Source organism: Vibrio profundi (genome assembly GCF_043642225.1).
Taxonomy (GTDB): domain Bacteria; phylum Pseudomonadota; class Gammaproteobacteria; order Enterobacterales; family Vibrionaceae; genus Vibrio; species Vibrio profundi_A.
Genome location: NZ_JBHZSF010000010.1, coordinates 94,857 through 119,867, shown reverse-complemented (window position 1 = coordinate 119,867; position 25,011 = coordinate 94,857). Strand labels below are relative to the sequence as shown.

Here is a 25,011-nt window from a genome sequence, read left to right as displayed (position 1 = left end):
TGATTTACTGGCGGCCACTTTAATTCTTCCATTTCGTTATGAATCCCGATCGTTAGGGTCTTGTGCCGCTAATCTTGCGCCTTGAAGCACCAAGGTGCTGTATAAGCGAGCTTGGCTTGCAAGTTCATCATCCCAATTCGGCCAAATTCGAGCGATATAGCTATCTCGACCTTCACCTAAAAAGGCAAAGCTGTCATTAAAGGCATCGGCCATTTTCTTCAGCGATTTTTCTTCATCATCGACCCATTTTCCTCGGCTAAATCCAGCTTCTACACCAGCAAGTGCTGTGCGTGGAAAATAAGGTAATGGAGCGGTCATCCCTTGATAAAACAAGCGTACAATTTCATTTAGGAGTGAGCGTGCTTGTTCAGCACTTTCCATCGGTGAGTAAACCAAGTGAACCACACCATCTTTACGATCGTACCCAATAATATGGGTCGATTTACGCTCCCCCATCGCCGCACAACACAAATGATCGATCCAAGCCGCCAGATAATCTTGTGATCGCACTTTACCACTGCGGTAACGGACCAGTCCCGACTGATAGTTTTGAGTAAGCCACCCTGTAAGATGAACAGGTTTGCCCTCACCTAAGACATCGAGCTCAATGCTGATTTCTTGATCGGCCAAAGGCATGCCACTGACAAAGCGAATCTCTTTGGCTACCTCTTCGGCTTGCACTCGATTGGTCTCAAACTCAATATCTCCAAACGCACCGACTGGCAATTTACCTTGAGCTTTTTGCTCTAAGACGTACTTTTTGATTGCTTGCTCACTGCTTTCTGGATGTTCAATTAAGACATTCAGTAACCCGTCTTTTAATTGAAAGCTTTCCAATCCATTTAATACAAATGGCTCGTCGTCTTCCATCACCGGCAATGGTGGTTCAAAGATCACTTTTAAACGGCGATTAAAAAAGTACTGTACGGGTAGTCGCCAAAAACGTTGTAACTCAACTAAATCCAAATCAAGTGGGTAAGTTGCATCAAGTAGATAATCGTCCAATGCTTTATTGAAATCTCCACTTTGCTGCCCTTGTCTATTTGCAGCAGGTAACCACTCTTTGGCGTAGCTGCCCAAATGCTTACCATTACTGTCTTGGAAAGAAGACGGGCTGAATGGAGTCATGGCATGCTCAAAGCTAATCGCTTGCACCAACTGATTCCCAGACGTATCGCTATCTAATGCTTCTTCACCCGACAAACAGTAATTCTGGTGACAATATTCGAGTAATTCAGACACGAGCACTGACGGAACTCTTTCCGTATTGTCTTGAATTGAGCGGCCAACATAGCTGATGTATAGGCATTGCTGCGCGGATAACATTGCCTCTAAAAATAGGTAGCGGTCATCATCACGGCGAGAACGATCGCCCGGCCTAGTTCGGCCATTCATTAAATCGAACCCTTCGGGTGGCATCGAGCGAGGGTAAACACCATCGTTCATTCCAAGTAAACATACGGTTTTAAATGGAATGGAACGCATTGGCATCAGTGTGCAAAAGTTGACTTGCCCGGCAAGGAAGCGTTGACTTATACGAGCCCCCGACAACTTGTTATTCAAATACTGATAAAGAATGCTCGGTGAGAGCGGCTGCGTATATTGTGCATCCGAAAGCTGCTCTTTTAACTGAGTTAAGGTGTCTCGAATGGACTTCAATACCATTTCGCCCTCTAACTCAACTTCAAAGAAATCGTCAATCAGCTGCACGAGCAAATCTCGCCACTCATCAATTGATTGGGTATTGGACAGCTTCTGGCGGTAGTAAGTGATACGTTCAATGAAATGCGCGAGCTTACCTGCTAATTCAGCGTTCATACCTTGAACTTCATTGTAGGCAGCAATAGTTTCGCTGTGGCTTTCAAACAAACCAGCAGAATCCGACATGGCATAGCCCAATAGCATTCTTTGAATACCAAAAAGCCAGGTATTTTGTTCTGTTGCAGGTAAATCAAATTCAGTAGCGGTTGAAGCATCGACACCCCAACGGATTCCCGCTTCTTCAACCCATTGTTTCGCTTGTTCAAACTGCTTTTCATCAATGCCAAACTTGACCATCATGGCAGGGATTTCAAGTAACTCCAGCAGCTCAGACGCTAAGCAACGCGTGTTTGGTAGCGCCACCAGCTGCATGAACGCCGCGAGAATGGGGCTTTCTTGGTCGGCAGTTCTATCAGAAATCGAATAAGGGATATAACGTTCGCCCGGCGCATTACCAAATACCGCTTGAATTGCTGGGCTGTAAGCATTGATGTCCGCAACCATTACGATGATATCGCGAGGTTTTAAACTTGAGTCCGCATCAAACATGGACAATAACTGATCGTGAAGTACTTCCACTTCGCGCATCGGGCTGTGGCAAGCGTGGACACTTAGCGAACGATCCCCTAGCGTAATCACTTGTTTGTGCTCGCTGGAGTCAAGTTGATGGTCATCTTGATGTTCTTCAAGCTCTAGTATATCGGCTTGAAGCTGATGGAGCAGACTGTCTCTTGGCACATCAATAAAGAATTCATGTTCCTCACATTCCGATTGAGACAATATATAAAGATTATCTCGGCCGAGTTTCCCCATAGAGGCTAACAAACTATTTCCGACCGAAAGCTCAGTATGAAGCTCATCTGAAACATTCGCTTCGAGGCCATCTTTTAAAGGAGAGGCTTGCCCTTCTTGCGTGATCGCACCATTAACCAAAGCAAACTGTTTTCGCTGTTGTGCCTCTAATCTAGCCAGATATTTTCGATCACGAATCTCTCCCCAATAATACTGACACGGATTAGTAAACATTAAGTGGACGTCAATGTGCTCACCTAAGGCTTTGAGCGCATCCATATAACGCGGAGGTAGCGAAGAAATACCAAACACGAACAAGCGCTTAGGCAGATGAGTTAAATCTGTCGCTCTCGTGACAAGCGCTTCAATGAAATCGTGGTACAAATTACCTCGGTGGTACTTAGACTGACCTTGTGCGAGTGTTTGCTCATAAATGGCTTGCCACAAAATGGATTGCCAAGGATGCTCCTGCTGCCCCTCGTCATCCATTAACTCGCTAACTTGTTCACCCGACTCCCAAGCGGCCATCCATTCCGGTCGATACACTAAATAACCATCAAAGATATCCGCGATTTTCTCAGCGAGCTGGTACAACTTAGAGTGATCGTCATCGTTTTCTAAATAACGCTTTAAGGCAATGAAGTCTGGGTGTTCAAGTTGACTAGGCAGAATGCCCATCAATTTCCAGGTCATCGCTTCTTTATTAAAAGCACTGCGCTTAGGGACGTCTGGCAATACTTGGGTAAACATATCCCAAATAAAAGTTGCGGGCAGTGGGAATTCTAGGTTAGCGGCCACGCCGAATTCTTTGGCAAGTTCCATTTTGAGCCACTGGGACATACCAGGGCTTTGAACCAAAATTTGCTCTTTATCGAACGGGTTGGCAAGCGGATCACTTTTGATTAAATGAACCAGAAGAATTTTTAAGGTATCTACCTTATTGGAATGGTAAACAGTAAACAAAGTGCACTCACGCTAATCTCGCCACAATATGGATTCAGATTAGCATAAGTGCGGCTTTTAGATGAGCCTTATAAGCTTATGAAATACCGAAAGGTTAGTTGTTAGTCACAAACGCTTTGCGTCTAGATGTTAGGTGCTGGTGTGGAAGATAATTAAAGTAATATCGAACCGCGACATAACCAACAACAATGGTTGCAATAAAGAGTTCTAGCCCCGCTAACCAACGCACTTGCTCGACATATTGGGTCGCGACATTGACGCTTTCCATCCAACTCGCGGTTTTAAATAAGGCCGTTGCTCCGATTACAATAGGGAAAGTAAAAGCAGCATAACCCGGGCTAAATGGTAAACGCATTAGCTTAAAGAAAGCCGCGTAAATAATTGATGTCATCAGAATTGCGATACCAAACAATAAACCAATGATCACAGGCGATGGGCTTGCACTCACCGTTAAGTAACCAGCCAAAGACAGGCTTGCAGGTGCGGCCATAATCGCAATAGTAGGTTTCGCCGCGTCCGGTACTTCGTGAGTAAATATCAAACGATAAATCATCAAAGGCAGCATGAACGCATAGGCAATTAACCCGAACATTAATGCAAAGTCAGCAACTGGTTTTAACGCAATGGTTCCCGTGAAAGAGACGTCCGCAACAATGATCCCGATAGGAGGAACAAACCAGCTTGGCACCATATGATGTAATTCGAAATTTTGAAAACGGTGATATAAGAAACTCACCAAAAAGACGAAATGTAATACAACGGCTGCTAACCAAAGTGCATCTCCCGCTAATGGGAAGAAGTGACTCACTGAGCTCGATACCACCATGATTCCCATCGCAAATGTCGGAACTACACTACCCACAACTGGATGTGCTAGATCTTGACGAAGCAAGTGCCCGTGAAATAGAAACTTGAACAGTAAAGTTATCAATAATACAGACGCAACGCCTGCACTACCCCACTGAGCGTACCCTTGGGTATCTAGGACATTTTCCCAACACCAGCCTAAACTCGCGATAGCTAAAGCCAATCCAGCCATCGGCGTTGGTGCACCTACTACTACGTTTTTTATCCACTTAATCATCATTGCCTCTCTTAGGGCTACTACAAACCAGCCCGATAAAGCAATATTACGCTTGCACTACGTTCTGTTATATCCAATTATATAAAACACTCGTTAATCAAAACTGAACGCACTAGAACATGGCCAATATTTCGATTAAACAACTGAAAGTGTTTGTCACCATTACTCAACACAGCACCTTAACCGCAGCATCTGAAGCACTATTTCTTTCTAAAGCTGCTGTCAGCATGGCATTGTCTGAAATGGAAAAGCAGCTCGGCCACTCATTGTTTGATCGAGTTAATAATCGACTAATCCTCAATCAAGAAGGGCAAAAACTGCTTCCTTTAGCCGATGAAATTCTTCATCGCGCTTCAGATATCGACGACTTATTTAACCAGCAGCAATCTCTCAATGGGCGTTTGAAAGTGGGTGCGAGTGATACTATTGGTAATCAAGTTGCTCCGTATATTCTGTCAGGGTTTAGAGAACAAACTCTTCATCAAGATCAAAAACTCTTCATTTCGAACAGTGCACTTATCTGTCAGCGTCTCATCGACTACGAACTCGACATTGCATTAATCGAAGGGAAAACATTGCATCCCGAATTGATATCGACTCAATTTAGTGGCGATGAGATGTGTGTGATTGCCAGTGTGAATCACCCCCTAGCTCAACAAGATGTCGTCACTTTACACGACCTTGAAAATAGCCATTGGCTACTCCGTGAACCGGGGTCTGGCACCAGAGAGTTCTTCCTGCGTTCGGTCGCCCCTCGATTGGATAACTGGTATGAATCTTTTGAACTTAATACCACAGAAGCCATTATCAACTCTGTTTCTGCTGGACTCGGCTTTGCCTGCCTATCTCAACTTGCGGCAGAGCCCGCGATTGCGCAAGGCAAAGTAAAAGTACTCAATGTTCCGTTAGATATGCAAAGACGATTTTGGATGCTAGTCCACAAAGACAAGTATCAAAGTCCGCTACTAAAGGCGTTTATGGATTACTGTCAAAACTGGTCGCAACAATCGGGGTAACGTCTCAGACTTCCCTGTTCAGCTAGACTTTTGGCGTACAAAACTGTATAAAAAGCCAGTAAAAATAAATCAAACTTAGAGGATTAACCATGGCTGTTATCGTCAAGTACGTGGTGGAACGCAACGGAGAAGAGAAAATGACTTTTACCTCTAAAGCCGAAGCTGACGCTTACGACAAAATGTTAGATATGGCTGATGAGCTTTTTGAACTATTAAACAAAAGCGAGTTAGTTGAAGACGAAGCGAAGCAAGAAGAGCTGGCTATGTACCTAGCTAAAAATAAAGAAGAAGTTCTTTATGCTCTTGGTGCGAAACGCAAGCCTGCTCCAAAAAAAACAAAAGTAGAAGCAGTTGAAGATCCAAAGGAAGAAGACGCAGCGTAAGCCGCTCACTATTGAGACTTCAAAGTGCAGAACGTTACCAGCTTACTCGTAGTTCGAGTATGCGGGTGGCGTTTTTTTATGCCTAAATCACTCGAAATTCGCTTTCTTTCGCCAACAAAAAATAACTCCTTAGTACTCATTCCTACTGACACAAGAAAACATCTCACTCTCTTATGATAATGGTATCGCCATGCTCAGAGTGATCATTGATCAACACCATTTGAAACTAACAGATTTTGTAAACGAAATTGGTGGGAAGTCTCTTGTTTCTCTAATTCTAAAGGGCGAACGCTCATTAACTATCTCCCACATCAGAAAACTATCAACCCGCTTTCGCATTCCCAAGCACATGTTCATTTAAAGCCTCGCGTCATTTGCATTAAAAACCGGTGGCGAGCCCGCAAGTCGCTTCCTTAAAAGAGCTAGTTTCGGTAACAGTGATGATATTGTTTTTGACCTTAACCGGTGAGATTAAACAGGCTTACAAAGCGCTATTCGTGTAAGCTTCAACGCAGATGTTCGATTTTCTCATAGAAGAAAACTATCGCTAAAAAGACAAGCAATATCATTTTACAGACTTTCTCTTCGCACGCCCTTTCATAACGAGGACGCTCTCTTTATGATGAACGCAATTAAATTAACTTTGCTCACCTTAGGACAATTTGAAACCTAAAGCGTATAGAGCAAAATCAAGACTCAACACATGGAGATTCAACATGGCTTACTTTTCACTAGCCTTTGGTACGGCAACCAAAAACCGCGACAATAAAATCATTGAAGCGTTTTTCCCTAACCCGCTTCTAAACCCAAGCGATGCACTTGTTGCAGCTGTAGCAGAAGTTTCTGGTTACACTGAAGGCAACCAAGCTATCGAAATCTCTGCTGCACAAAGCGCAGAACTAGCGAAAGCATTCTCAGCAAACGACGATGCAGCAAACGCATCTTTCACAGAAAAAGCAGCAGCATCTGAGCAACCACTTGTTCTTGTTGTTCTTGCGACTGACGAGAAGCCAGCTTCTGTTGCTGAAGGCTTCCTAAAGCTACAACTTATCTCTAATCGCCTTGTTCAACCACACGGTACTGTACTAGACGGTATCTTCGGTCTGCTGCACAACATCGCATGGACAAACCAAGGTCCTATCGATCTTCCTGAACTTGCAGAGCGTCAAATCGAAGCTCGTCTTGCTGGCGAAACCTTGTCTGTCGATTGTGTCGACAAATTTCCTAAAATGGTGGATTACGTGGTGCCTGCGGGTATTCGTATCGCTGACACTTCTCGCGTACGCCTTGGTGCACACGTTGGTGAAGGCACAACAGTTATGCACGAAGGTTTCATCAACTTCAACGCTGGTACAACTGGCGTAAGCATGGTTGAAGGTCGTATCTCTGCGGGTGTTGTTGTGGGTAACGGTTCAGACATCGGCGGCGGAGCTTCTATCATGGGTACGCTTTCTGGTGGCGGTACTATGGTTATCTCTATCGGTGAAAACTGCCTTCTAGGTGCAAACGCTGGTCTTGGCTTCCCAATGGGCGACCGCTGTACGGTTGAGTCTGGCCTATATGTGACGGCTGGTACTAAGGTTCGCATGCTTGATAAAGAAGGTAACGAAGTAGAAATCATTAAAGCTCGTGACCTTGCTGGTGTTTCTGATCTGCTATTCCGTCGCAACTCAGTGACTGGCCAGATCGAATGTCTTGCAAACAAATCAGCGGTTGAGCTGAACAGCGAGTTGCACAGCAATAACTAATTGCTCCTGCTTAGAGCTAGAAAAATAGAAAGCCGCTGGAATTCGTTCCAGCGGCTTTTTTGATCCTAACTCTTAAAGAATTACATCCATAAAAAAGCGCAGACCTTTCGATCTGCGCTTTTGATTTTTGCTTAATCTAATTTAGATTAACGCGGTATGATTAACCCACGTTCTTACGTGCGTTTTGAAACATACGCATCCAAGCACCGTTCTCGCCCCAACCTTCTGGAGACCAAGAGTTAGCAACTGTGCGGAATACACGCTCTGGGTGAGGCATCATGATAGTCACGCGGCCATCCGTCGTTGTTAAACCTGTGATAGCGTTTGGCGAACCGTTCGGGTTATTCGGGTATTGCTGCGTTGGATTACCATGGTTATCAACATAACGTAGAGCAACCGTACCTGAGTTTTCAATCGCGTTTAGGTGGTCGTTGTCACGCACTTCTACGCGGCCTTCACCGTGAGAAACCGCGATTGGCATACGAGAACCTTCCATGCCATTGAAGAATACAGAATCAGATTTCTGAACTTCAACTAGGCTGAAACGTGCTTCAAAACGCTCAGATTCATTGCGAACGAAACGTGGCCAGTACTCAGCACCCGGAATGAGTTCACGTAAGTTAGACAACATCTGACAGCCGTTACATACACCTAGAGAGAAGGTATCTTCACGCTTGAAGAAGCTTTCAAATTGGTCACGAGTAGAATCATTAAACAATACTGATTTAGCCCACCCCTCACCAGCGCCCAGTACGTCACCGTAAGAGAAACCACCACAAGCCACAAGGCCGTTGTACTCTTCTAGTACCGCTTGACCCGTTAGGATGTCGCTCATGTGAATATCAGTTGCTTCGAAACCTGCACGGTCGAATGCTGCTGCCATTTCAACGTGAGAGTTAACACCTTGCTCACGTAGAATCGCCATCTTAGGCTTAGCGCCTTTAGCAATGTATGGCGCTGCGATGTCTTCGTTCACATCGAAGCTTAGTTTCACGTTTAGACCAGGATCTGAGTTGTCTTTCTTCGCTTCATGCTCTTGGTCAGCACATGCTGGATTATCACGTAGACCTTGCATCTTATGCGTCGTCTCAGCCCAAATAGTACGTAGTTCAGTACGGTTACGTTCAATCACTACAGACTCACCAGACTTAATCACTAGCTCATCAGACGCTTCAACAGTACCGATTACGTGTGAGCACGCTTCTAGACCGTTTGCTGCAAGCGTAGAAAGAACTGCGTCTAGATCATCGTTACGAACTTGGATTACCGCACCTAGCTCTTCGTTGAATAGTGCAGCTAGTGCGTCTTCGCTGTTCTCTGATGCAGATAAAAGTGCAGCAATATCAGCATTAACACCACAGTGACCCGCGAACGCCATCTCAGCTAGAGTAACAAATAGACCGCCATCGCCTTTATCGTGGTAAGCCACAACTTGGTCGTTAGCAACCAGTGCTTGAACGCCTTCGTAGAAACCTTTTAGCTGTGCTGCGTTGTCTACGTCAGCTGGCTTATCACCAAGCTGCTTGTAAACTTGCGCCAGTGCCGTTGCACCTAGACGGTTTTTGCCGTTACCTAGGTCGATAAGAACTAGTGATGTGTCACCTTTGTCAGTGCGAAGCTGAGGCGTAATCGTCTTACGAACATCTTCAACACGAGCAAATGCCGTGATAACAAGAGATAGCGGAGAAGTTACTTCTTTCTGCTCGCCGTTCTCTTCCCACTTCGTCTTCATAGACATTGAGTCTTTACCCACAGGGATAGTTAGACCCAGTGCAGGACATAGCTCTTCACCAACTGCTTTCACCGCTTCGTAAAGACCTGCATCTTCACCCGGGTGACCCGCTGGAGACATCCAGTTCGCCGACAGTTTAATGTGTTTGATATCGCCGATATTAGTCGCTGCGATGTTTGTGATTGCTTCACCAACCGCTAGACGAGCCGATGCACCGAAGTCTAGTAGAGCTACTGGCGTACGCTCACCAAGAGACATCGCTTCACCGTGGTAAGAGTCGTAACTAGCTGCCGTTACCGCACAGTTAGCAACAGGAACCTGCCATGGGCCAACCATTTGGTCACGAGCAACAAGGCCAGTTACCGAGCGGTCACCGATAGTGATTAGGAATGTTTTCTCAGCGACAGTTGGCAGGCGAAGAACACGGTCAACCGCTTCGTTCATTTCAATACCAGAGCGGTCAATCGCAGGGTTGTTCGCTTTTAGCGTTTTCGCGTCACGGTGCATCTTAGGTGTTTTACCTAATAGGATGTCCATTGGCATGTCGATTGGCGTGTTGTCGAAGTGTGAATCTTCAAGTTTAAGTTCACGCTCTTCAGTTGCTTTACCAACCACTGCGTAAGGAGCGCGTTCACGCTTACAAATAGCGTCGAATGTTGCCATGTCTTTATCAGCAACTGCCATTACGTAACGCTCTTGAGATTCGTTACACCAGATCTCAAGTGGACTCATGCCCGGCTCATCGTTTGGCACGTCACGTAGGTTGAAGATACCGCCGCGCTCACCGTCGTCTACTAATTCAGGAAGTGCGTTCGAAATACCGCCCGCGCCCACATCGTGGATGAATGCGATTGGGTTAGCATCACCTAGCTGCCAACAACGGTCGATCACTTCCTGACAACGGCGTTCCATTTCTGGGTTTTCACGTTGTACAGAAGCGAAATCAAGATCTTCAGAAGAAGAACCAGAGTCCATTGAAGATGCCGCACCGCCGCCAAGGCCGATGTTCATAGCAGGACCACCAAGAACGATTAGGCTTGCACCTACTGGGATCTCTTTCTTCTGAACGTGCTCGTCACGGATATTACCAAGACCACCAGCCAGCATGATTGGCTTGTGGTAACCACGTACTTCTTCACCTGCGTGAGAATTTACTTTCTCTTCGTAAGTACGGAAGTAACCAAGTAGGTTTGGACGACCAAATTCGTTGTTGAATGCAGCGCCACCAAGAGGACCTTCAAGCATGATATCCAAAGCAGTAACGATACGGCTTGGCTTGCCAAAGTCAGTTTCCCAAGGTTGAACGAAGTTCGGGATCTTAAGGTTAGATACAGAGAACGCCACAAGACCAGCTTTTGGTTTACCACCAATACCTGTTGCGCCTTCATCACGGATTTCACCGCCTGAACCTGTAGATGCGCCCGGCCACGGAGAGATTGCCGTTGGGTGGTTGTGCGTTTCAACTTTCATCAAGATGTGTGTTTTCTCTTGGTGGTAGTTGTACTGACGAGTTTCTGGATCTGGGAAGAAACGACCGACTTCAGAGCCAGCCATTACTGCCGCGTTATCTTTGTAAGCAGACAGAACGTGCTCTGGTGTCGTTTCAAAAGTGTTCTTAATCATCTTGAACAATGATTTTTCTTGCTTAACGCCGTCGATAGTCCAATCAGCGTTGAAGATCTTGTGACGACAGTGCTCTGAGTTCGCTTGTGCAAACATCATTAGCTCGATGTCAGTCGGGTTACGTTCAAGCTTAGTGACAAAGCTTTCAAGTAGGTAATCAATCTCATCTTCTGCAAGCGCTAGACCTAAGGTAACGTTTGCTTCTTCAAGTGCTTTACGACCGCCAGTAAGGAGATCAACTTCCGCATAAGGTGCTGGTTCAGCAACGGTGAACAATGCTGCCGCAGATTCGAAGTCAGTGAAAACCACTTCCATCATACGATCGTGAAGAATCGCTTTCAGTTCAACAAGTTGAAGTTCAGAAAGATCAGAAGAAGTTTCAATGTAGAAAGCGGTACCGCGCTCAAGGCGAACGACTTTATCAAGACCACAGTTGTTAGCGATGTCTGTCGACTTTGAAGACCAAGGCGAGATAGTGCCTGGACGTGGCGTTGCAAGAAGCAATAAACCTTCTGGTTTATGCTCTTCAATCGTTGGACCGTAAGTCAGTAACTTTTCTAACTTCTCAACTTCAGACGCGTCTAGGTCTGCCGTTAAGTCAGCAAAGTGTGCAAACTCAGCGTAAATACCTGTTACAGGTAAGCTTAATTCACGACAAAGCTCTAAAAGCTTGTTAACACGAAACTCAGATAGAGCTGGGGAGCCACGCAAAATTCTCATGTGCTTAGGTCTCTTATGCAATTGATTAAGGTGATATTGGAATAAATTCAGTGGGTTATAGGGAAAATCTAACTGTTTTCTTCGAACCTATGCCGATTCCACCTCTCCTTTGCGAGCGCATTATAAAGCAATTACTTTTGTGATGTAACACCAAAAGCAACCGTTTGCGTTATTTTTTTTGTCAACCTGCGGTTACAGGCTTTTTGTCGATTCTGCCACCACTTTTACACCTGCTTAATGATTCAAGCTATGCCAGTGATGCTCGGTTTGGTATAAAGGCACTATTCGTCGTACGGAATTTAATTCATGTCAAAACTAACGTTACGTTTTTCTGCAAAAGCATTATTGTTGCTTTTCAGTATTCTAGGGATCGTGGGTTGTCAAATAGAGTCCGAGCCTAAAAGCGTGCTAGACCAAATTCGTGAACGCGGAGTGCTTCGTGTCGGTACTCTCAACAACCAACTCTCATACTATATTGGTCCAGATGGGCCAACAGGGCTTGATTACGAGCTCGCTCGTGAGTTCGCCAAACAGCTCGGTGTTAAGTTAGAAGTTAAACCTGCTTACCGATTATCGGGGTTATTCCCTGCCCTAAAAAAAGGCGAGATCGACCTCATCGCAACAGGGCTAACCCAAACTTCCAAGCTCACTCGTTCATTCCGAGCAGGGCCGACGTATTACTACGTTAGCCAACAAGTGGTTTATAAAAAGGGTCAATGGCGACCGAGAAATCTAGAGCAACTGATCCAATTTGAGCAAAAGCGTCAAGCTGAGCATTTGGAAGCCAACCAAACGACGCTCGATCCTGCTTTAGTCGTGGTAAAAGAGTCTCACTTTGAACCAACACTTCAGGCCATCCAAAAAGAAAATCCAGAGCTAGAGTACAAAGCGGTCGGCAATGCAGACGTCCATGATTTATTGCGTCGCGTCTCCAATGGAAAACTTCAATTTACTGTCGCTGATTCCGTAGAGCTTTCCCTGGCGCAACGTTTATACCCAGATCTAGCGTTAGCCTTTGAGCTCACCGAAGACCAACCTATCTCTTGGTACTTAAATAAATCTGAGGATGAGAGCTTATATGCGCTGCTAATCGAATTTTTTGGCAACTATAAACAGTCTGGAGAGCTAGCAAGCTTAGAAGAAAAATACATCGGACACATTGGCAGCTTCGATTATGTGGACACTCGCGCATTTATTCGAGCACTAGATAGCAAGCTCCCAAAATGGTCGCCCCTATTCCAACAATACTCTCAAGAGTTTGACTGGCGTTTAATTGCCGCGCTCGCTTATCAAGAGTCACATTGGAACCCAGTAGCCAAATCTCCGACCGGTGTTCGCGGCATGATGATGTTAACGCTGCCAACCGCCAAAAGCGTCGGTGTAACTAACCGATTGGATCCTGAGCAATCCGTTCAGGGTGGCGTTGAATATCTACGTCGTATTGTCAAACGAGTACCAGATTCAATCTCTGAACATGAAAAAATTTGGTTCGCACTCGCGTCTTATAACGTTGGTTTTGGCCATATGATGGATGCGCGCCGATTAACAAAGTCTCAAGGCGGAGACCCAAATGCTTGGGGTGACGTGAAGGATCGCTTACCTCTATTGAGGCAGAAAAAGTATTACAGTAAAACTCGTTACGGCTACGCTCGAGGTGATGAAGCCCGTAATTACGTTGAAAACATTCGCCGTTATTACCAAAGCATCATAGGGCATGTCGACAAACAAACTATGGTAGAGAATCAACAAAATATTGATGATCTTATCGTCATTCCACCGCTTGCAGTATCGGCCTCTGACTCAACAATTAGCGCAGCAGATTCCAGCATTAGTGACGCCTTACCAACACAGTAATGAAAAAGAGCAATGTTCAATACATTGCTCTTTTTTTATCTTAGTTCAGTAACACAAAAATCTGTCACTCAATTCCTGTGTCATACTATGGTAACAATTGAACTCTATAAACGCAGGGAGCTTGATTCATCCAAAGAATAATCAAGCCAAAAACTTTAAGACCACTAAACAATAGGACATCGTCAAATGATGAAGCGGAGACTAAAGACAAAACGCCTCGATAAGACCGTCGCGGCAAACCGTCGTAAACGCATGCTTTCAAACAATAAAAAGAAAATCATTTGGCGCAATCGTGCATTTATGCAAATGCTTGCTTTGTAGCGTTTACATTAGAGGTAAACGGAGAATGAAACGCTTACCTCTTTTTAGATTCCTCTCTACTTAAAGTCTTCTCGTCTTCTTGTTTTTGCTGTTTTCGTTTTTCTTTAATTTCCTTTCGACGCCTTTTAAAAAATGCTTGTAATTGCTCGCGACACTGTTCCTCTAACAAGCCGTGCTCGACGTCGGCATAATGATAAGACGCCTGGCTATCAAACAGGTTCAGCACGGTTCCTGCCGCACCAGCTTTGAGATCAGGTGCGCCAAATACAACCCGCTTTACTCGGCTGTGCAATAACGCCCCTGCGCACATAGGGCAAGGTTCAAGCGTCACATATAAGGTCGTATCCAATAGACGATAGTTTTCTAGCACTTGTCCTGCTTTTCTCAACGTCTCAATTTCAGCATGAGCCGTCGCATCATGCGATCCTATTGAGCGATTCCACCCTTCAGCAATAATGTCGCCATCTTTGACTAAGACCGCCCCAACAGGCACCTCCCCTTCTAATTCAGCTTGGTGAGCAAGCTCTATGGCTCGCCGCATGAATTGTTCATCTTGAGGCGTGAAATTATCCAAAATACAGTCTCATCCTAGTCAATTAACATTTGTGCGATAGCTTATCGCCCTGCTTTAAATTTACAACAAAAAAGCCCGCACTCAGTAGCGCGGGCTTTCATTAACTCTTCACACTTTACATTGTGTAAGTGTATGGCGCGTTAATACCTAGTGGAATACCTAGTGCCCAGTATGCGAGTAGGAAGATAGTCCAACCAATTAGCATCGCGATAGAGAACGGCATCATCAATGACGCTAGTGTGCCGATACCTGTCGACTTGACGTAACGTTGACAGTAAACCACTACAAGAGGGAAGAATACCATTAGAGGTGAAATGATGTTCGATACAGAATCACCTACACGGTATGCCGCTTGAGATAGCTCAGGAGAAATACCTACTGCCATTAACATTGGAACTAGGATTGGACCAATCAGAGCCCATTTAGCCGATGCCGAACCAACGAGTAAGTTAACCGCTGCTGTAAGGAGAATCATACCAACAACTGTTGCTTGGCCAGGTAAGTCCATTGCTTTCAGGCCTTCTGCACCGTAAAGCGCAAGCATAGTACCGATATTAGATTGGCCAAATGCTGATAGGAACTGAGCACAGAAGAACGACATTACAATGTATGCGCCCATCGTCGCCATTGTATCTGACATCGCCTTGATGACATCGTTGCTGTTCTTAAATGTGCCAGCAACACGGCCATAAACGATACCTGGAATAATGAACAGGATGAAGATAAGTGGAACAATCGACTTCATCACTGGTGCAGTAAACGCCGTTAACTCACCTTCAGGTGAACGAAGCGCTGAGTTCTCTGGGATAAGTGCAGCTACAAGAAGACCAATGCCAGCAACCATTGCCCAACCAGCATATTTAAACGCTTTTGATTCAGTTGCAGTAAAAGTACCTAGATCAGGCGCTTCTTCAGCATCTTCATCAACTGGCATTTTTTCTAGACGTGGTTCAATGATTTTCTCTGTTACATACCAACCAATCGCAACAATGATTACTGAAGAAAGGCCAGTAAAGAAGATGTTTGCAAGTGGGTTAATGATGTATTCAGGATCGAGAACGTTCGCTGCCGTTTGCGTAAAGCCAGCTAATAGAGGATCAATACCAGAAGGGATAAAGTTTGCAGAGAAACCACCAGATACACCAGCAAACGCTGCTGCAATACCCGCTAGAGGGTGACGACCCGCTGCGTGGAAAATGATACCGCCTAGTGGGATAACGAGTACATAGCCCGCATCAGCAGCAGTGTGCGAAACAATTGCAACCAAGATAAGCATTGGTGTTAGAAGCTTAGCTGGCGTGAAGTTAAGCATTTTCTTAAGGCCAGTTTGAATAAAGCCTGAAGAATCTGCAACACCGACACCAAGCATCGCCACAAGTACGATACCAAGAGGTGCAAAGCTAGTGAACGTTGTCACCATATTTGCGAGGAAGCTTGCAAGAGCTTCACCAGTAAGAAGGTTGTTTACTTGTAGTGCATCACCCGTTCGAGGGTTGATAAGATCGAATGAAACATTCGACAAAAGTGCAGATGATACCCATACAATAACTAACGCCCAAAAGAACAAGATTGCGGGATCTGGAATCTTGTTACCTGCACGTTCAATGAAGTTTAGAAAGCGATCCATACCACTGGTTTTTCCAGTGTCTGGTGCTTGTTTTACGGCTTGGTTACTCATCGTAACTCCATATGTGATGTTGTTTAATGAGGTCTAATTTAAGTTATGACCATGACCCATTGGTACAGAACATATTCTATTAAAATGGTCATTAAAAAGCACAAGATTCCACCTAATTTTCCATAAATGGAGACATATTTTGCAAAAAAGCCATAGTTGTACAACAAACCAAAAACAACTAAAACACCATTTCATATACATTAATTTAACTAGCACGCAAACAATGTCTGAGAACTGCAAAATATCATCACATTGAAATTATCCAACGTATAAATCAATCGAACTCACTGTATTTGGATAGCATGGTTTCGAGCGTTAAACTCTGAACAGCGTTCAATCTATCGACCCAAGTCACCGTCACGTTAACATTCTTTAATGCACCAGATAACACTCCGCTTACTCCATCGACCGTACAAGAGTAGTCATAGCCAGAACTAGCTAACCCGCTCAGCGAATTGGTGTGACTTAAATTCAAACAGTGCTCCGTTAACTCCAACTCACTAAAATCAATCAAGCCAACAGCGCCGCTTACATTCTCAGCTCGTGTCCTGTAGTACTCCATTTGTCGCTCTGCAAAATGTAATGCTTCAATACTCTGTATGGCATAATCGGCTTTTTGTTCAACATAAATCTGCAACTTCACTAAGCCGAGTGCGGACACTCCAATTAACAGGAATGAAATAAGCACCTCTATCAGGCTGAAGCCTTTTTGTTTACAGATCATTCCAAGAACCTTTTTGCCACGCATATGTTGGGGGGGGATCGATTGGGTTAGCCGCAGAACGAAAGTCTAAATCCATGTCCCCGACAATCGTCGAAACCCCTGCTGGGGCGTCGAAAATCAGGCCTCCAGCTGGTAGCCCCGACGCAAATTGAATACCTACGCTTTTTTTGGGCACACTCGAATCGTGAATAGGTTTGATGAAAGGAGCAAACACATTGGGAGTTGCTAACCCTTCCCAAAAATCATCGATGCGATTCTTTACATCGATATTTTGATAATCAACTAAGTGATAGATAACGCCGTTGTAAGCCATCGCACCATTGAGAGCGAGTACACCATCTTGAATAACAAGTAGCTGAGACACATTACTTATGACTGTCACAGCGCTGTTAATGTGACAATTGCCTTTGATCCAAAGGCCTTTCGTTTGGCCAGCGGTAAAGTGATTAGTAATCTCATTACCACAACTTGTCGCATTGGACAGCACTACACGAGTGAACTTGTCGGTATCTTGAGATAAATCTTCAATATTTTGTGCCGTTTTAGGTAAGCCGAAGAATGTTGGAAACGGGTTCAAATCTTGGTTTGGATTAAAGTCTTTTTCAAACGGAGCTGGATTTGTTCCTTGATGATCAGGGGCATACATTGAATACACGCTTCCGGTCACTTTCGGGATTACCGTTTTATAGTCTTCATGACATACACCATTAAACCCGCTAAATGGTCCATCCGCACTTGGGTCTAGCACCTCTAACCCTTGCGTTTGTCCAGAGTCACCATGGGTAGCGTCATATCGATAAGTAAATTCATCAGCAAACGCAACACTGACACATTCGTATTCGTTGCCAGATAAAGGCGTTGCTTTCGCGGTAGGTTTAATACTAACGGTGCCGATTAGTTCAATAGGCCCTGTAGATTGAATTGCACCAGCTCCGGTCAAAGACAGCTCAAGAACCGTTTTATGTAAAGTATAATTGCTAGCGGTGGCATTCACAGTATAGGCATTAGCCGAACTTGCATCAGCGATGTCTAAGCTAGGTAACGCGGAGTAAGGGGAGCAAAAAGTGGGGTAATCTGTCGCATTCGTAGCTGGTGTTTTAATATCGGAGACAGTTTTGTTAGTTACTCGTAAATAAGAATACGTGCACTCAATCCCCGCTTCGGCTTTCCAGTGAGCTTTTCTTCCACTCACTTCATTTTGAGCAACCTTGATTTGATGAAAAACCGTGCGGTAATGGCCTAACGTTATGATCAGGACTCCAATCAGAAGAACGGATGTCATTAATAGGGTTATGAACCCTCGCTCGATTCCAGATCGCATCACTGCCAATTCCTCAGCTTAACTTTAATGGCGACAGACTGAGATAAGTGCGCAGCAGGAATAGATGCTTCAATTGAGATATCAGCAATCATTGAACTGATCCCACCTTGAGATAAGTGAGAGGATTGCACTAAAAACTCATCAACTTGAATGATCTTCTCATCCAGTAAAGAGTGACATGTAGAGACATCACTGAACTCAAGTAGGTTAGTCGCTGAGGTGGTTCCTTTTTCGCAAACCTGCAGTTTTTTCCCATTCTTTCGATAAACGATATTTCGAAAGTCTTTATTATTGTTTGAGCCTTCTAAATAGTAGACAAACCCAATCGCAGAGCTACCGCTGAGCTGAATGGTGTCCACAGATCCAGATAGTTTTAAGGACTGTCCATTCAAACCATCATAACCCGCTCTTTGAATATCCTCTTTCATCACCTGCATGGTACTGGTCAAATTCTGCAACAGCAGCAGCTCTAAACCTTTGTCTTTCGCAACGCTCTGTCCAGTGACAAAAATGCTCCCTATTATTCCAATCACGAAAATCCCGAGCGTCGAAGAAACTAAAAGCTCAACTAGGGTCGCTCCGTGTTGGCTCGATAACGCCCTCACGTTAACACTTCGGGTAGTCATACAATTCACTATTCGAGCCGCAAACTTTAATTCGCCCCGGAGGGTTAGATAAGACCAAATTTAAGACGTTGTTGGAAGTAGAGTCAGAATTCAACGTGATGTTGCCGGCACTTGGTCGCCCGCGGACCCCCTCAAATTTTATCTTTTGTGAAGAATAATTGTGGCTGATATTAATATCGCTAAAAGGCGTGCCATCTAGCTGGAACAACACTTCATTAGCTGAGTTCATCATATCCAAATACCATTCACCCGCAGCCTGTGGATCATCTTTACTGAAAGAGAACCTCACCCATAAGTCTTCATTTCTACTTACTGCTTCCGCTTTAGCCTGCATTAAAAAGCCGTTCAACTCAGACGCCAACCGCTGAACCTTCACTGTTTTTATGACTGAACTAAAACTTGGGGCGGCAGACGCAAGCAAAATCATCATGACCGAAATAGTGATCAACAGTTCTAAAAGAGTAAACCCGCGAGTCATTTCCCAAAATCCTATGTAATTGAAATTACGATTGAAATAAGCCTTGAAGTGATGCTAGCAGCTATAAAAAATAGGAAGGGTAAATTGAAAGGACTACTAGAAATGATTCGAAAAAATGGCTGCAACACCAACAAAAGGAAAGTGAAAGGAATGACATTGGTCGAATTATTGATAGTCGTTGCAATTCTCGCCTCGTTGGCTGCCATCGCCTATCCAAATTATGCCAATCATGTACTCAGGTCTCAGCGCACAGTCGCCCTTGCTGACTTAGCAAAGATCCAACTACAAATCGAAAGCAATTATCAGACAAACTATATCTCTGCCGCAGAAGGGCTCATTTCAGGAGGAACCTGTACATTTTGCGAGATCGATACATTACGATTTACTCTATCTATCTCATCTTCGTTAACCGCGTATACCGTGATTGCAGACCCGCTTGGAGCGCAAGAGCAAGACCCATGTTTAGAGCTCAGTACAGACAAGATCACCTTGTCCCATGCAGGAATACAAGCGCCCAATGATTGCTGGAAATAGCTAGGAACCGAGTTTCTGTCCATGAAAATAAAAAGCCCGCATAATGCGGGCTTTAATATAGAGCTTAACCAATACTTACTTGGTTAGGTCATCAAAGAAGTTTTTAACACCGTTAAAGAAACCTTCTGATTTAGGCTTATGCTTATTTGCCGCTTCGCCACCACAAGTCTCTTCAAATTCTTTCAACAATTCTTTTTGACGCGCACTTAGCTTAACAGGCGTTTCAACTACTAACTTAACAATTAGGTCACCTACACCGCCGCCACGAACACCTTTCACACCTTTAGCACGCATGCGGAACATACGACCTGTTTGCGTTTCTTCTGGCACTTTAAGATTTACGCGTCCGTCTAGAGTTGGAACTTCTACTTCACCACCTAAAGCTGCCATTGCAAAACTGACAGGAACTTCACAGTAAAGGTTGTTGCCATCACGCTCAAAAATATTGTGCTCTTTCACGTGAACCTGAACATACAAGTCACCTGCTGGTGCACCTGTTTCTCCCGCTTCACCCTCACCAGATAAACGAATACGATCGCCAGTATCCACACCTGATGGGATCTTAACGTTAAGTGTTTTCGTTTTCTGTTTGCGGCCTTGACCATGACATGAGTTACATGGGTCTTTGATGATCTTGCCTTTACCGTTACAAGTAGGACAAGTCTGTTGAACCGCAAAGAAACCTTGGCGCATTTGTACTTGGCCGTGGCCATGACAGGTGCCACAAGTTTGTGCAGACGAGCCTTTTTTAGCACCGCTTCCGTCACAGGTATCACACTCAACCAATGTTGGTACTTCAATTTCTTTTGAGCACCCACGAACCGCTTCTTCAAGAGTCAGTTCCATGTTGTAGCGTAAGTCCGCACCACGTTGAGCACGTTGCTGACCACCGCCGCGACGACCGCCACCAAAGATGTCGCCAAACACGTCACCAAAAATGTCACCGAAATCACCTTGACCGCCGCCGAAACCACCGCCGCCGCCCATGCCACCTTGTTCAAAGGCTGCGTGACCGTATTGGTCGTAAGCTGCTTTCTTTTGAGAGTCAGTTAGGATCTCGTACGCTACTTTTACTTCTTTAAACTTATCTGCTGCGGTCTCGTCACCCTGGTTACGGTCCGGGTGGAATTTCATCGCTAAGCGTTTGTACGCTTTTTTAATATCGCGCTCTGATGCATCGCGGCTTACGCCTAATACTTCGTAAAAATCACGTTTTGACATGTTCTAGGTCACCAAAATAATTGCTACTACCGAATGATCACTTCAGTAGTCTGTGTATCAATCTAGATAAAAGTTCTGCCGGCTGAAACGCCGAATAAAGCTATTATCTAGATCGACAAGTCCAAATACAAATTTACGGGCGTGAGAGTTACCTCTGACGCCCGTATTAACAAGTCTTCAAGACAAATTTCTAAGCAGATAGCTTGAGTTCTAGAAGGAAGCGCGGAGCCTACGCTAGAAGGTGAGCACTTCCGACAACGAAATCAGGCTACTCTGCGACGAAATTACTTTTTGTCGTCTTTAACTTCTTCGAATTCTGCGTCAACAACATCGTCGTCTTGCTTAGGTTGCTCACCTGCTTCAGCGCCAGCAGCTTGTTGTGCTTGAGCTTGCTGTTGAGCGATTTCCATTAGCTTTTGAGCTGCTTGCATAAGTTCTTGAACTTTTGCGTCGATAGCTTCTTTGTCGTCACCAGACTTAACTTCTTCTAGTGCTGTGATAGCCGCTTCGATTTTCTCTTTCTCGTCTGCAGGTAGAGCTTCACCAGCTTCTTCTACTTGCTTGCGAGTGCCGTGGATCATTTGGTCAGCTTGGTTACGTGCAGTTACTAGCTCTTCGAACTTTTTGTCCGCTTCTTTGTTAGCTTCTGCTTCTTGTACCATTGCTTCGATCTCTTCCTCAGACAGACCGCCTGATGCTTGGATAGTGATCTTCTGCTCTTTACCCGTCGCTTTATCTTTCGCAGATACGTTTAGGATACCGTCAGCATCTAGATCGAAAGTTACTTCGATTTGTGGCATGCCACGTGGTGCTGGTTGGATACCTTCTAGGTTGAACTGACCAAGAGACTTGTTGTAAGTCGCTTGCTTACGCTCACCTTGTAGTACGTGAATAGTTACCGCGCTTTGGTTGTCTTCAGCTGTAGAGAACACTTGATCCGCTTTTGTAGGGATAGTTGTGTTTTTCTCGATTAGCTTAGTCATTACGCCGCCCATCGTTTCAATACCGAAAGATAGAGGAGTAACGTCTAGAAGTAGTACGTCTTTAACGTCACCAGCTAGTACACCACCTTGAACTGCAGCACCCATTGCTACTGCTTCGTCAGGGTTTACGTCTTTACGAGCTTCTTTACCGAAGAACTCAGCAACTTTAGCTTGAACCATAGGCATACGAGTTTGGCCACCAACTAGGATAACGTCAGTGATTTCGCCTACAGATAGGTCAGCATCCGCTAGAGCAACTTTTAGTGGCTCAAGAGAACGTTGAACTAGGTCTTCAACTAGAGACTCAAGCTTCGCACGAGTCACTTTGATGTTCATATGCTTAGGACCAGTTGCATCCGCAGTCACGTAAGGTAGGTTTACGTCAGTTTGAGTAGTAGAAGAAAGCTCAATTTTCGCTTTTTCTGCTGCTTCTTTAACACGCTGCATTGCTAGTGGATCAGTCTTAAGATCGATGCCTTGCTCTTTCTTGAACTCATCTACTAGGTAGTTGATCATGCGGTTATCGAAATCTTCACCACCTAGGTGCGTGTCACCGTTAGTAGAAAGAACTTCGAAAGTCTTCTCGCCTTCAACTTCGTCAATCTCGATGATAGAGATATCGAAAGTACCACCACCAAGGTCGTAAACAGCGATAGTGCGGTCACCGCCTTTTTTGTCTAGGCCGTAAGCTAGTGCAGCTGCAGTTGGTTCGTTGATGATACGTTTAACATCAAGACCAGCGATACGACCAGCATCTTTAGTCGCTTGACGCTGAGCATCGTTGAAGTAAGCAGGAACAGTAACAACTGCACCAGTTACTTCTTCGCCTAGGAAATCTTCAGCTGTTTTCTTCATTTTCTTAAGAACTTCAGCAGATACTTGAGGAGCAGCCATTTTTTGGCCTTGCGCTTCAACCCATGCATCACCGTTGTCAGCCTTAACAATGTTGAAAGGCATGATTTCGATATCGCGCTGAACTTCTTCATCTTCAAAACGACGACCGATTAGACGCTTGATAGCGAATAGTGTGTTTTGAGGGTTAGTTACCGCTTGACGTTTCGCAGGTTGACCAACTAGCGTTTCGCCGTCTGTATATGCGATTACAGATGCTGTAGTACGTTCGCCTTCAGCATTTTCAATTACGCGTGGTGCGTCGCCGTCAAGAACAGCAACACAAGAGTTAGTAGTACCTAAATCAATACCAATGATTCGACCCATCAGGCTATCTCCGAATAAATTCTATTTAGTTTTTGCTATACCCACTATGTGGGGGTGGTAATCAGGGATTCAACCCTAATACACAAAATTAAAATGCAATGTTTTGCTTTCGTATGCCCAATAGATAAGGGCGTACGAAGCCATTTCAAGGGCATTTTTTGAATTTTTTTAAATTATTTCTAAATGCTTCAGCATCCACAAAAACGAAAAACGGAGCCGATTGGCTCCGTTTCATATTAAGTCTGTCGCTTAATTAAGCATTAGCTTGAACTGGTTCAGCTGACTCGTCTTTTTCTACGCCGATTTCGTTTTCAGACTTAGCAACAATTGTGTTTACTGCTGTGTCACCAACAACGTTCGAAGAAGTACAGAACATGTCACAAATACGGTCAACAGCAGCAACGATTGCTAGACCTTCTGGTGGTAGACCTAGTTGGTGCAATAGAACACCTACCATTACTACACCGCCGCCTGGAACACCACCAGCACCAATAGATAGAAGCAAGATAGTTAGACCAAGAGTAAAGATGTCTGCTGTGTTGATTGGCTGACCAAATGCGTTAGCGACGAACATAGTTGCTAGTGCGATGTAGATAGATACACCAGACATGTTCATTGTTGCACCTAGTGGAACACCGAAGCCCGCTACAGATTTAGAAACATTCAGTTTCTCTGTCAGGGTACGCATGGTTACAGGGATTGTTGCATTCGAACTTGCCGTAGATAGTGAGAATAGAATTTGCTCACGAGTTGCACGTAGGAACTGCTTTGGAGAAATACCTGTGAACGCACCAACCATTGCCGGGTAGAAGAAGAAGATCCAGAACACTAGCATTGCAACAACAAGTGCTACGTAACCTGCTACCGACATTAGCGTGTTTGCATCTAGTGTTGCACCTAGTTGAATCATCAGCGCGAATACACCAAATGGCGCTAGGCTCATAACTAGGCCGATAAGCTTCATCATGATTTCGTTCGCCATCTTGAACGTCTTGATAGCTGGGCCACCACGAGAATCAAGAGCTTGAATAGCAAGACCCGTCAGAATCGCCATGAAGATGATTTGAAGCATGTCGCCACTTGCGAACGCTTGTACTGGGTTGCTAGGAACAATGTTTACAACCAGAGAGAAGATGTCAGGAGTTTCAGTTGTTGTTAAAGCAATCGTCTCAGAAACCGTACCCGCTAGGCTAGCACCGGCACCTGGCTGGAAGATCAAGCCAATGGTTAGTGCAGCAGAGATTGCGATGATGGTGTTGATAATGTAAAGAGCAAAAGTTTTACCACCTAGGCGACCAAATGAACGAATGTCTTTTAGTTCTACGATACCGCAAACAATTGACACGTATACAAGAGGTACAACAAGAAGCTTAATAAGTGAAACGAACATACCACCTGCGCCTTCAGCTAGGCCAAGTAGGTACGTATCAAATACAGCAATCCCGTTAAATAGATACTGAATAGCAGTACCAATCAGTAGGCCGGCGAACAAGCCTACAAAAATCTTACTTGAGAGCGATTTATCCATCGTTCTTCTCCAGTCTGTTATGTTTGAAAATTGTACTTTTATAGTTATATATGCGAGCTATCTCTCGATATTGCAGAGGATTTTACATATCACGATAACAAATAAAAGCATTTTTTTACAAAAAAGTTA

The 25,011-nt window shown here is 44.7% G+C and carries 18 protein-coding genes; 6 read left to right on the top strand and 12 right to left on the bottom strand.

The annotated features are described in order from the left end of the window. Positions 1 to 36 precede the first annotated feature (36 nt). Together recC and ACHUFI_RS15540 are read right to left on the bottom strand one after the other, a co-directional pair. Positions 37 to 3,516 (bottom strand): exodeoxyribonuclease V subunit gamma, encoded by a 3,480-nt coding sequence (recC, locus tag ACHUFI_RS15545; protein ID WP_394250696.1) that lies wholly within the window; start codon positions 3,514 to 3,516, stop codon positions 37 to 39. Positions 3,517 to 3,610: 94 nt separating this feature from the next. Continuing rightward, entirely contained in the window at positions 3,611 to 4,600 is a 990-nt protein-coding gene (locus ACHUFI_RS15540; protein WP_394250811.1) for a TDT family transporter, read from the bottom strand. 119 nt (positions 4,601 to 4,719) lie between these two features. Here ACHUFI_RS15540 and ACHUFI_RS15535 point away from each other — a divergent pair, with 119 nt between their 5' ends. From ACHUFI_RS15535 to dapD, 3 genes are all read left to right on the top strand, one after another. Beyond that, positions 4,720 to 5,616: a LysR family transcriptional regulator gene (locus tag ACHUFI_RS15535; protein WP_394250694.1), complete on the top strand. Its 897-nt coding sequence runs from the start codon at positions 4,720 to 4,722 to the stop codon at positions 5,614 to 5,616. Between the two features lie 89 nt (positions 5,617 to 5,705). Then, the gene (locus ACHUFI_RS15530; protein WP_394250692.1) at positions 5,706 to 5,999 is read left to right on the top strand and encodes a YebG family protein; all 294 of its coding nucleotides are present in this window, start codon (positions 5,706 to 5,708) and stop codon (positions 5,997 to 5,999) included. A 716-nt stretch (positions 6,000 to 6,715) separates the two neighbouring features. Continuing rightward, complete coding sequence (gene dapD, locus ACHUFI_RS15525) at positions 6,716 to 7,747, top strand: 2,3,4,5-tetrahydropyridine-2,6-dicarboxylate N-succinyltransferase (protein ID WP_394250690.1); 1,032 nt, start codon at positions 6,716 to 6,718, stop codon at positions 7,745 to 7,747. 160 nt (positions 7,748 to 7,907) lie between these two features. Here dapD and purL read toward each other — a convergent pair whose 3' ends face one another. Beyond that, a complete protein-coding gene (gene purL / locus ACHUFI_RS15520; protein WP_394250688.1) occupies positions 7,908 to 11,822 on the bottom strand; it encodes a phosphoribosylformylglycinamidine synthase in 3,915 nt (1,304 codons plus the stop codon). 306 nt (positions 11,823 to 12,128) lie between these two features. On the opposite strand from purL, the gene mltF reads away from it, so the two are divergent. After that, complete coding sequence (mltF, locus tag ACHUFI_RS15515) at positions 12,129 to 13,676, top strand: membrane-bound lytic murein transglycosylase MltF (RefSeq protein ID WP_394250686.1); 1,548 nt, start codon at positions 12,129 to 12,131, stop codon at positions 13,674 to 13,676. Between the two features lie 186 nt (positions 13,677 to 13,862). Further along, complete coding sequence (locus ACHUFI_RS15510) at positions 13,863 to 13,997, top strand: hypothetical protein (protein ID WP_394250684.1); 135 nt, start codon at positions 13,863 to 13,865, stop codon at positions 13,995 to 13,997. A 34-nt stretch (positions 13,998 to 14,031) separates the two neighbouring features. Here the strand turns inward: ACHUFI_RS15510 and tadA are convergent, their stop codons facing one another. From tadA to ACHUFI_RS15480, 6 genes are all read right to left on the bottom strand, one after another. After that, complete coding sequence (gene tadA, locus ACHUFI_RS15505; protein ID WP_394250809.1) at positions 14,032 to 14,574, bottom strand: tRNA adenosine(34) deaminase TadA; 543 nt, start codon at positions 14,572 to 14,574, stop codon at positions 14,032 to 14,034. A 112-nt stretch (positions 14,575 to 14,686) separates the two neighbouring features. Beyond that, positions 14,687 to 16,249, bottom strand: a complete 1,563-nt coding sequence (locus tag ACHUFI_RS15500) for an AbgT family transporter (protein ID WP_394250682.1) — start codon at positions 16,247 to 16,249, stop codon at positions 14,687 to 14,689. Positions 16,250 to 16,523: 274 nt separating this feature from the next. After that, positions 16,524 to 16,973, bottom strand: a complete 450-nt coding sequence (locus ACHUFI_RS15495) for a prepilin-type N-terminal cleavage/methylation domain-containing protein (RefSeq protein ID WP_394250680.1) — start codon at positions 16,971 to 16,973, stop codon at positions 16,524 to 16,526. Continuing rightward, entirely contained in the window at positions 16,963 to 18,297 is a 1,335-nt protein-coding gene (locus ACHUFI_RS15490; RefSeq protein ID WP_394250678.1) for a hypothetical protein, read from the bottom strand. Before ACHUFI_RS15490 ends, ACHUFI_RS15495 begins: the two co-directional genes overlap by 11 nt. Continuing rightward, positions 18,294 to 18,920, bottom strand: coding sequence for a PilW family protein (locus ACHUFI_RS15485; RefSeq protein ID WP_394250676.1), 627 nt, complete (start codon positions 18,918 to 18,920; stop codon positions 18,294 to 18,296). Before ACHUFI_RS15485 ends, ACHUFI_RS15490 begins: the two co-directional genes overlap by 4 nt. Then, positions 18,901 to 19,398: a GspH/FimT family pseudopilin gene (locus tag ACHUFI_RS15480; protein ID WP_394250674.1), complete on the bottom strand. Its 498-nt coding sequence runs from the start codon at positions 19,396 to 19,398 to the stop codon at positions 18,901 to 18,903. Before ACHUFI_RS15480 ends, ACHUFI_RS15485 begins: the two co-directional genes overlap by 20 nt. 102 nt (positions 19,399 to 19,500) lie before the next feature. Between ACHUFI_RS15480 and ACHUFI_RS15475 the strand changes: the two genes are divergently transcribed. Continuing rightward, on the top strand, positions 19,501 to 19,932 hold the full coding sequence (locus ACHUFI_RS15475; protein ID WP_394250672.1) for a type IV pilin protein: 432 nt from the start codon (positions 19,501 to 19,503) through the stop codon (positions 19,930 to 19,932). Positions 19,933 to 20,007: 75 nt separating this feature from the next. On the opposite strand, the gene dnaJ is transcribed toward ACHUFI_RS15475, so the two are convergent. The 3 genes from dnaJ to ACHUFI_RS15460 all read right to left on the bottom strand — a co-directional run bounded on the left by dnaJ (position 20,008) and on the right by ACHUFI_RS15460 (position 24,882). Beyond that, a complete protein-coding gene (gene dnaJ, locus ACHUFI_RS15470) occupies positions 20,008 to 21,153 on the bottom strand; it encodes a molecular chaperone DnaJ (protein WP_394250670.1) in 1,146 nt (381 codons plus the stop codon). Between the two features lie 284 nt (positions 21,154 to 21,437). Continuing rightward, positions 21,438 to 23,354, bottom strand: a complete 1,917-nt coding sequence (gene dnaK / locus ACHUFI_RS15465) for a molecular chaperone DnaK (RefSeq protein WP_394250668.1) — start codon at positions 23,352 to 23,354, stop codon at positions 21,438 to 21,440. A gap of 253 nt (positions 23,355 to 23,607) precedes the next feature. After that, positions 23,608 to 24,882, bottom strand: coding sequence for a dicarboxylate/amino acid:cation symporter (locus tag ACHUFI_RS15460; protein ID WP_394250666.1), 1,275 nt, complete (start codon positions 24,880 to 24,882; stop codon positions 23,608 to 23,610). Positions 24,883 to 25,011 lie beyond the last annotated feature (129 nt).

Excerpts from the sequence above, each read along its gene's own strand:
- ACHUFI_RS15475 (WP_394250672.1), top strand. The coding sequence starts at position 19,501 with ATGATTCGAAAAAATGGCTGCAACACCAACAAAAGGAAAGTGAAAGGA.
- ACHUFI_RS15500 (WP_394250682.1), bottom strand. The coding sequence starts at position 16,249 with ATGAGTAACCAAGCCGTAAAACAAGCACCAGACACTGGAAAAACCAGT.
- ACHUFI_RS15530 (WP_394250692.1), top strand. The coding sequence starts at position 5,706 with ATGGCTGTTATCGTCAAGTACGTGGTGGAACGCAACGGAGAAGAGAAA.
- dnaK (WP_394250668.1), bottom strand. The coding sequence starts at position 23,354 with ATGGGTCGAATCATTGGTATTGATTTAGGTACTACTAACTCTTGTGTT.
- purL (WP_394250688.1), bottom strand. The coding sequence starts at position 11,822 with ATGAGAATTTTGCGTGGCTCCCCAGCTCTATCTGAGTTTCGTGTTAAC.
- ACHUFI_RS15540 (WP_394250811.1), bottom strand. The coding sequence starts at position 4,600 with ATGATTAAGTGGATAAAAAACGTAGTAGTAGGTGCACCAACGCCGATG.
- ACHUFI_RS15480 (WP_394250674.1), bottom strand. The coding sequence starts at position 19,398 with ATGACTCGCGGGTTTACTCTTTTAGAACTGTTGATCACTATTTCGGTC.
- ACHUFI_RS15485 (WP_394250676.1), bottom strand. The coding sequence starts at position 18,920 with ATGACTACCCGAAGTGTTAACGTGAGGGCGTTATCGAGCCAACACGGA.
- dnaJ (WP_394250670.1), bottom strand. The coding sequence starts at position 21,153 with ATGTCAAAACGTGATTTTTACGAAGTATTAGGCGTAAGCCGCGATGCA.
- mltF (WP_394250686.1), top strand. The coding sequence starts at position 12,129 with ATGTCAAAACTAACGTTACGTTTTTCTGCAAAAGCATTATTGTTGCTT.
- ACHUFI_RS15510 (WP_394250684.1), top strand. The coding sequence starts at position 13,863 with ATGATGAAGCGGAGACTAAAGACAAAACGCCTCGATAAGACCGTCGCG.
- ACHUFI_RS15535 (WP_394250694.1), top strand. The coding sequence starts at position 4,720 with ATGGCCAATATTTCGATTAAACAACTGAAAGTGTTTGTCACCATTACT.
- ACHUFI_RS15495 (WP_394250680.1), bottom strand. The coding sequence starts at position 16,973 with ATGATCTGTAAACAAAAAGGCTTCAGCCTGATAGAGGTGCTTATTTCA.
- dapD (WP_394250690.1), top strand. The coding sequence starts at position 6,716 with ATGGCTTACTTTTCACTAGCCTTTGGTACGGCAACCAAAAACCGCGAC.
- ACHUFI_RS15460 (WP_394250666.1), bottom strand. The coding sequence starts at position 24,882 with ATGGATAAATCGCTCTCAAGTAAGATTTTTGTAGGCTTGTTCGCCGGC.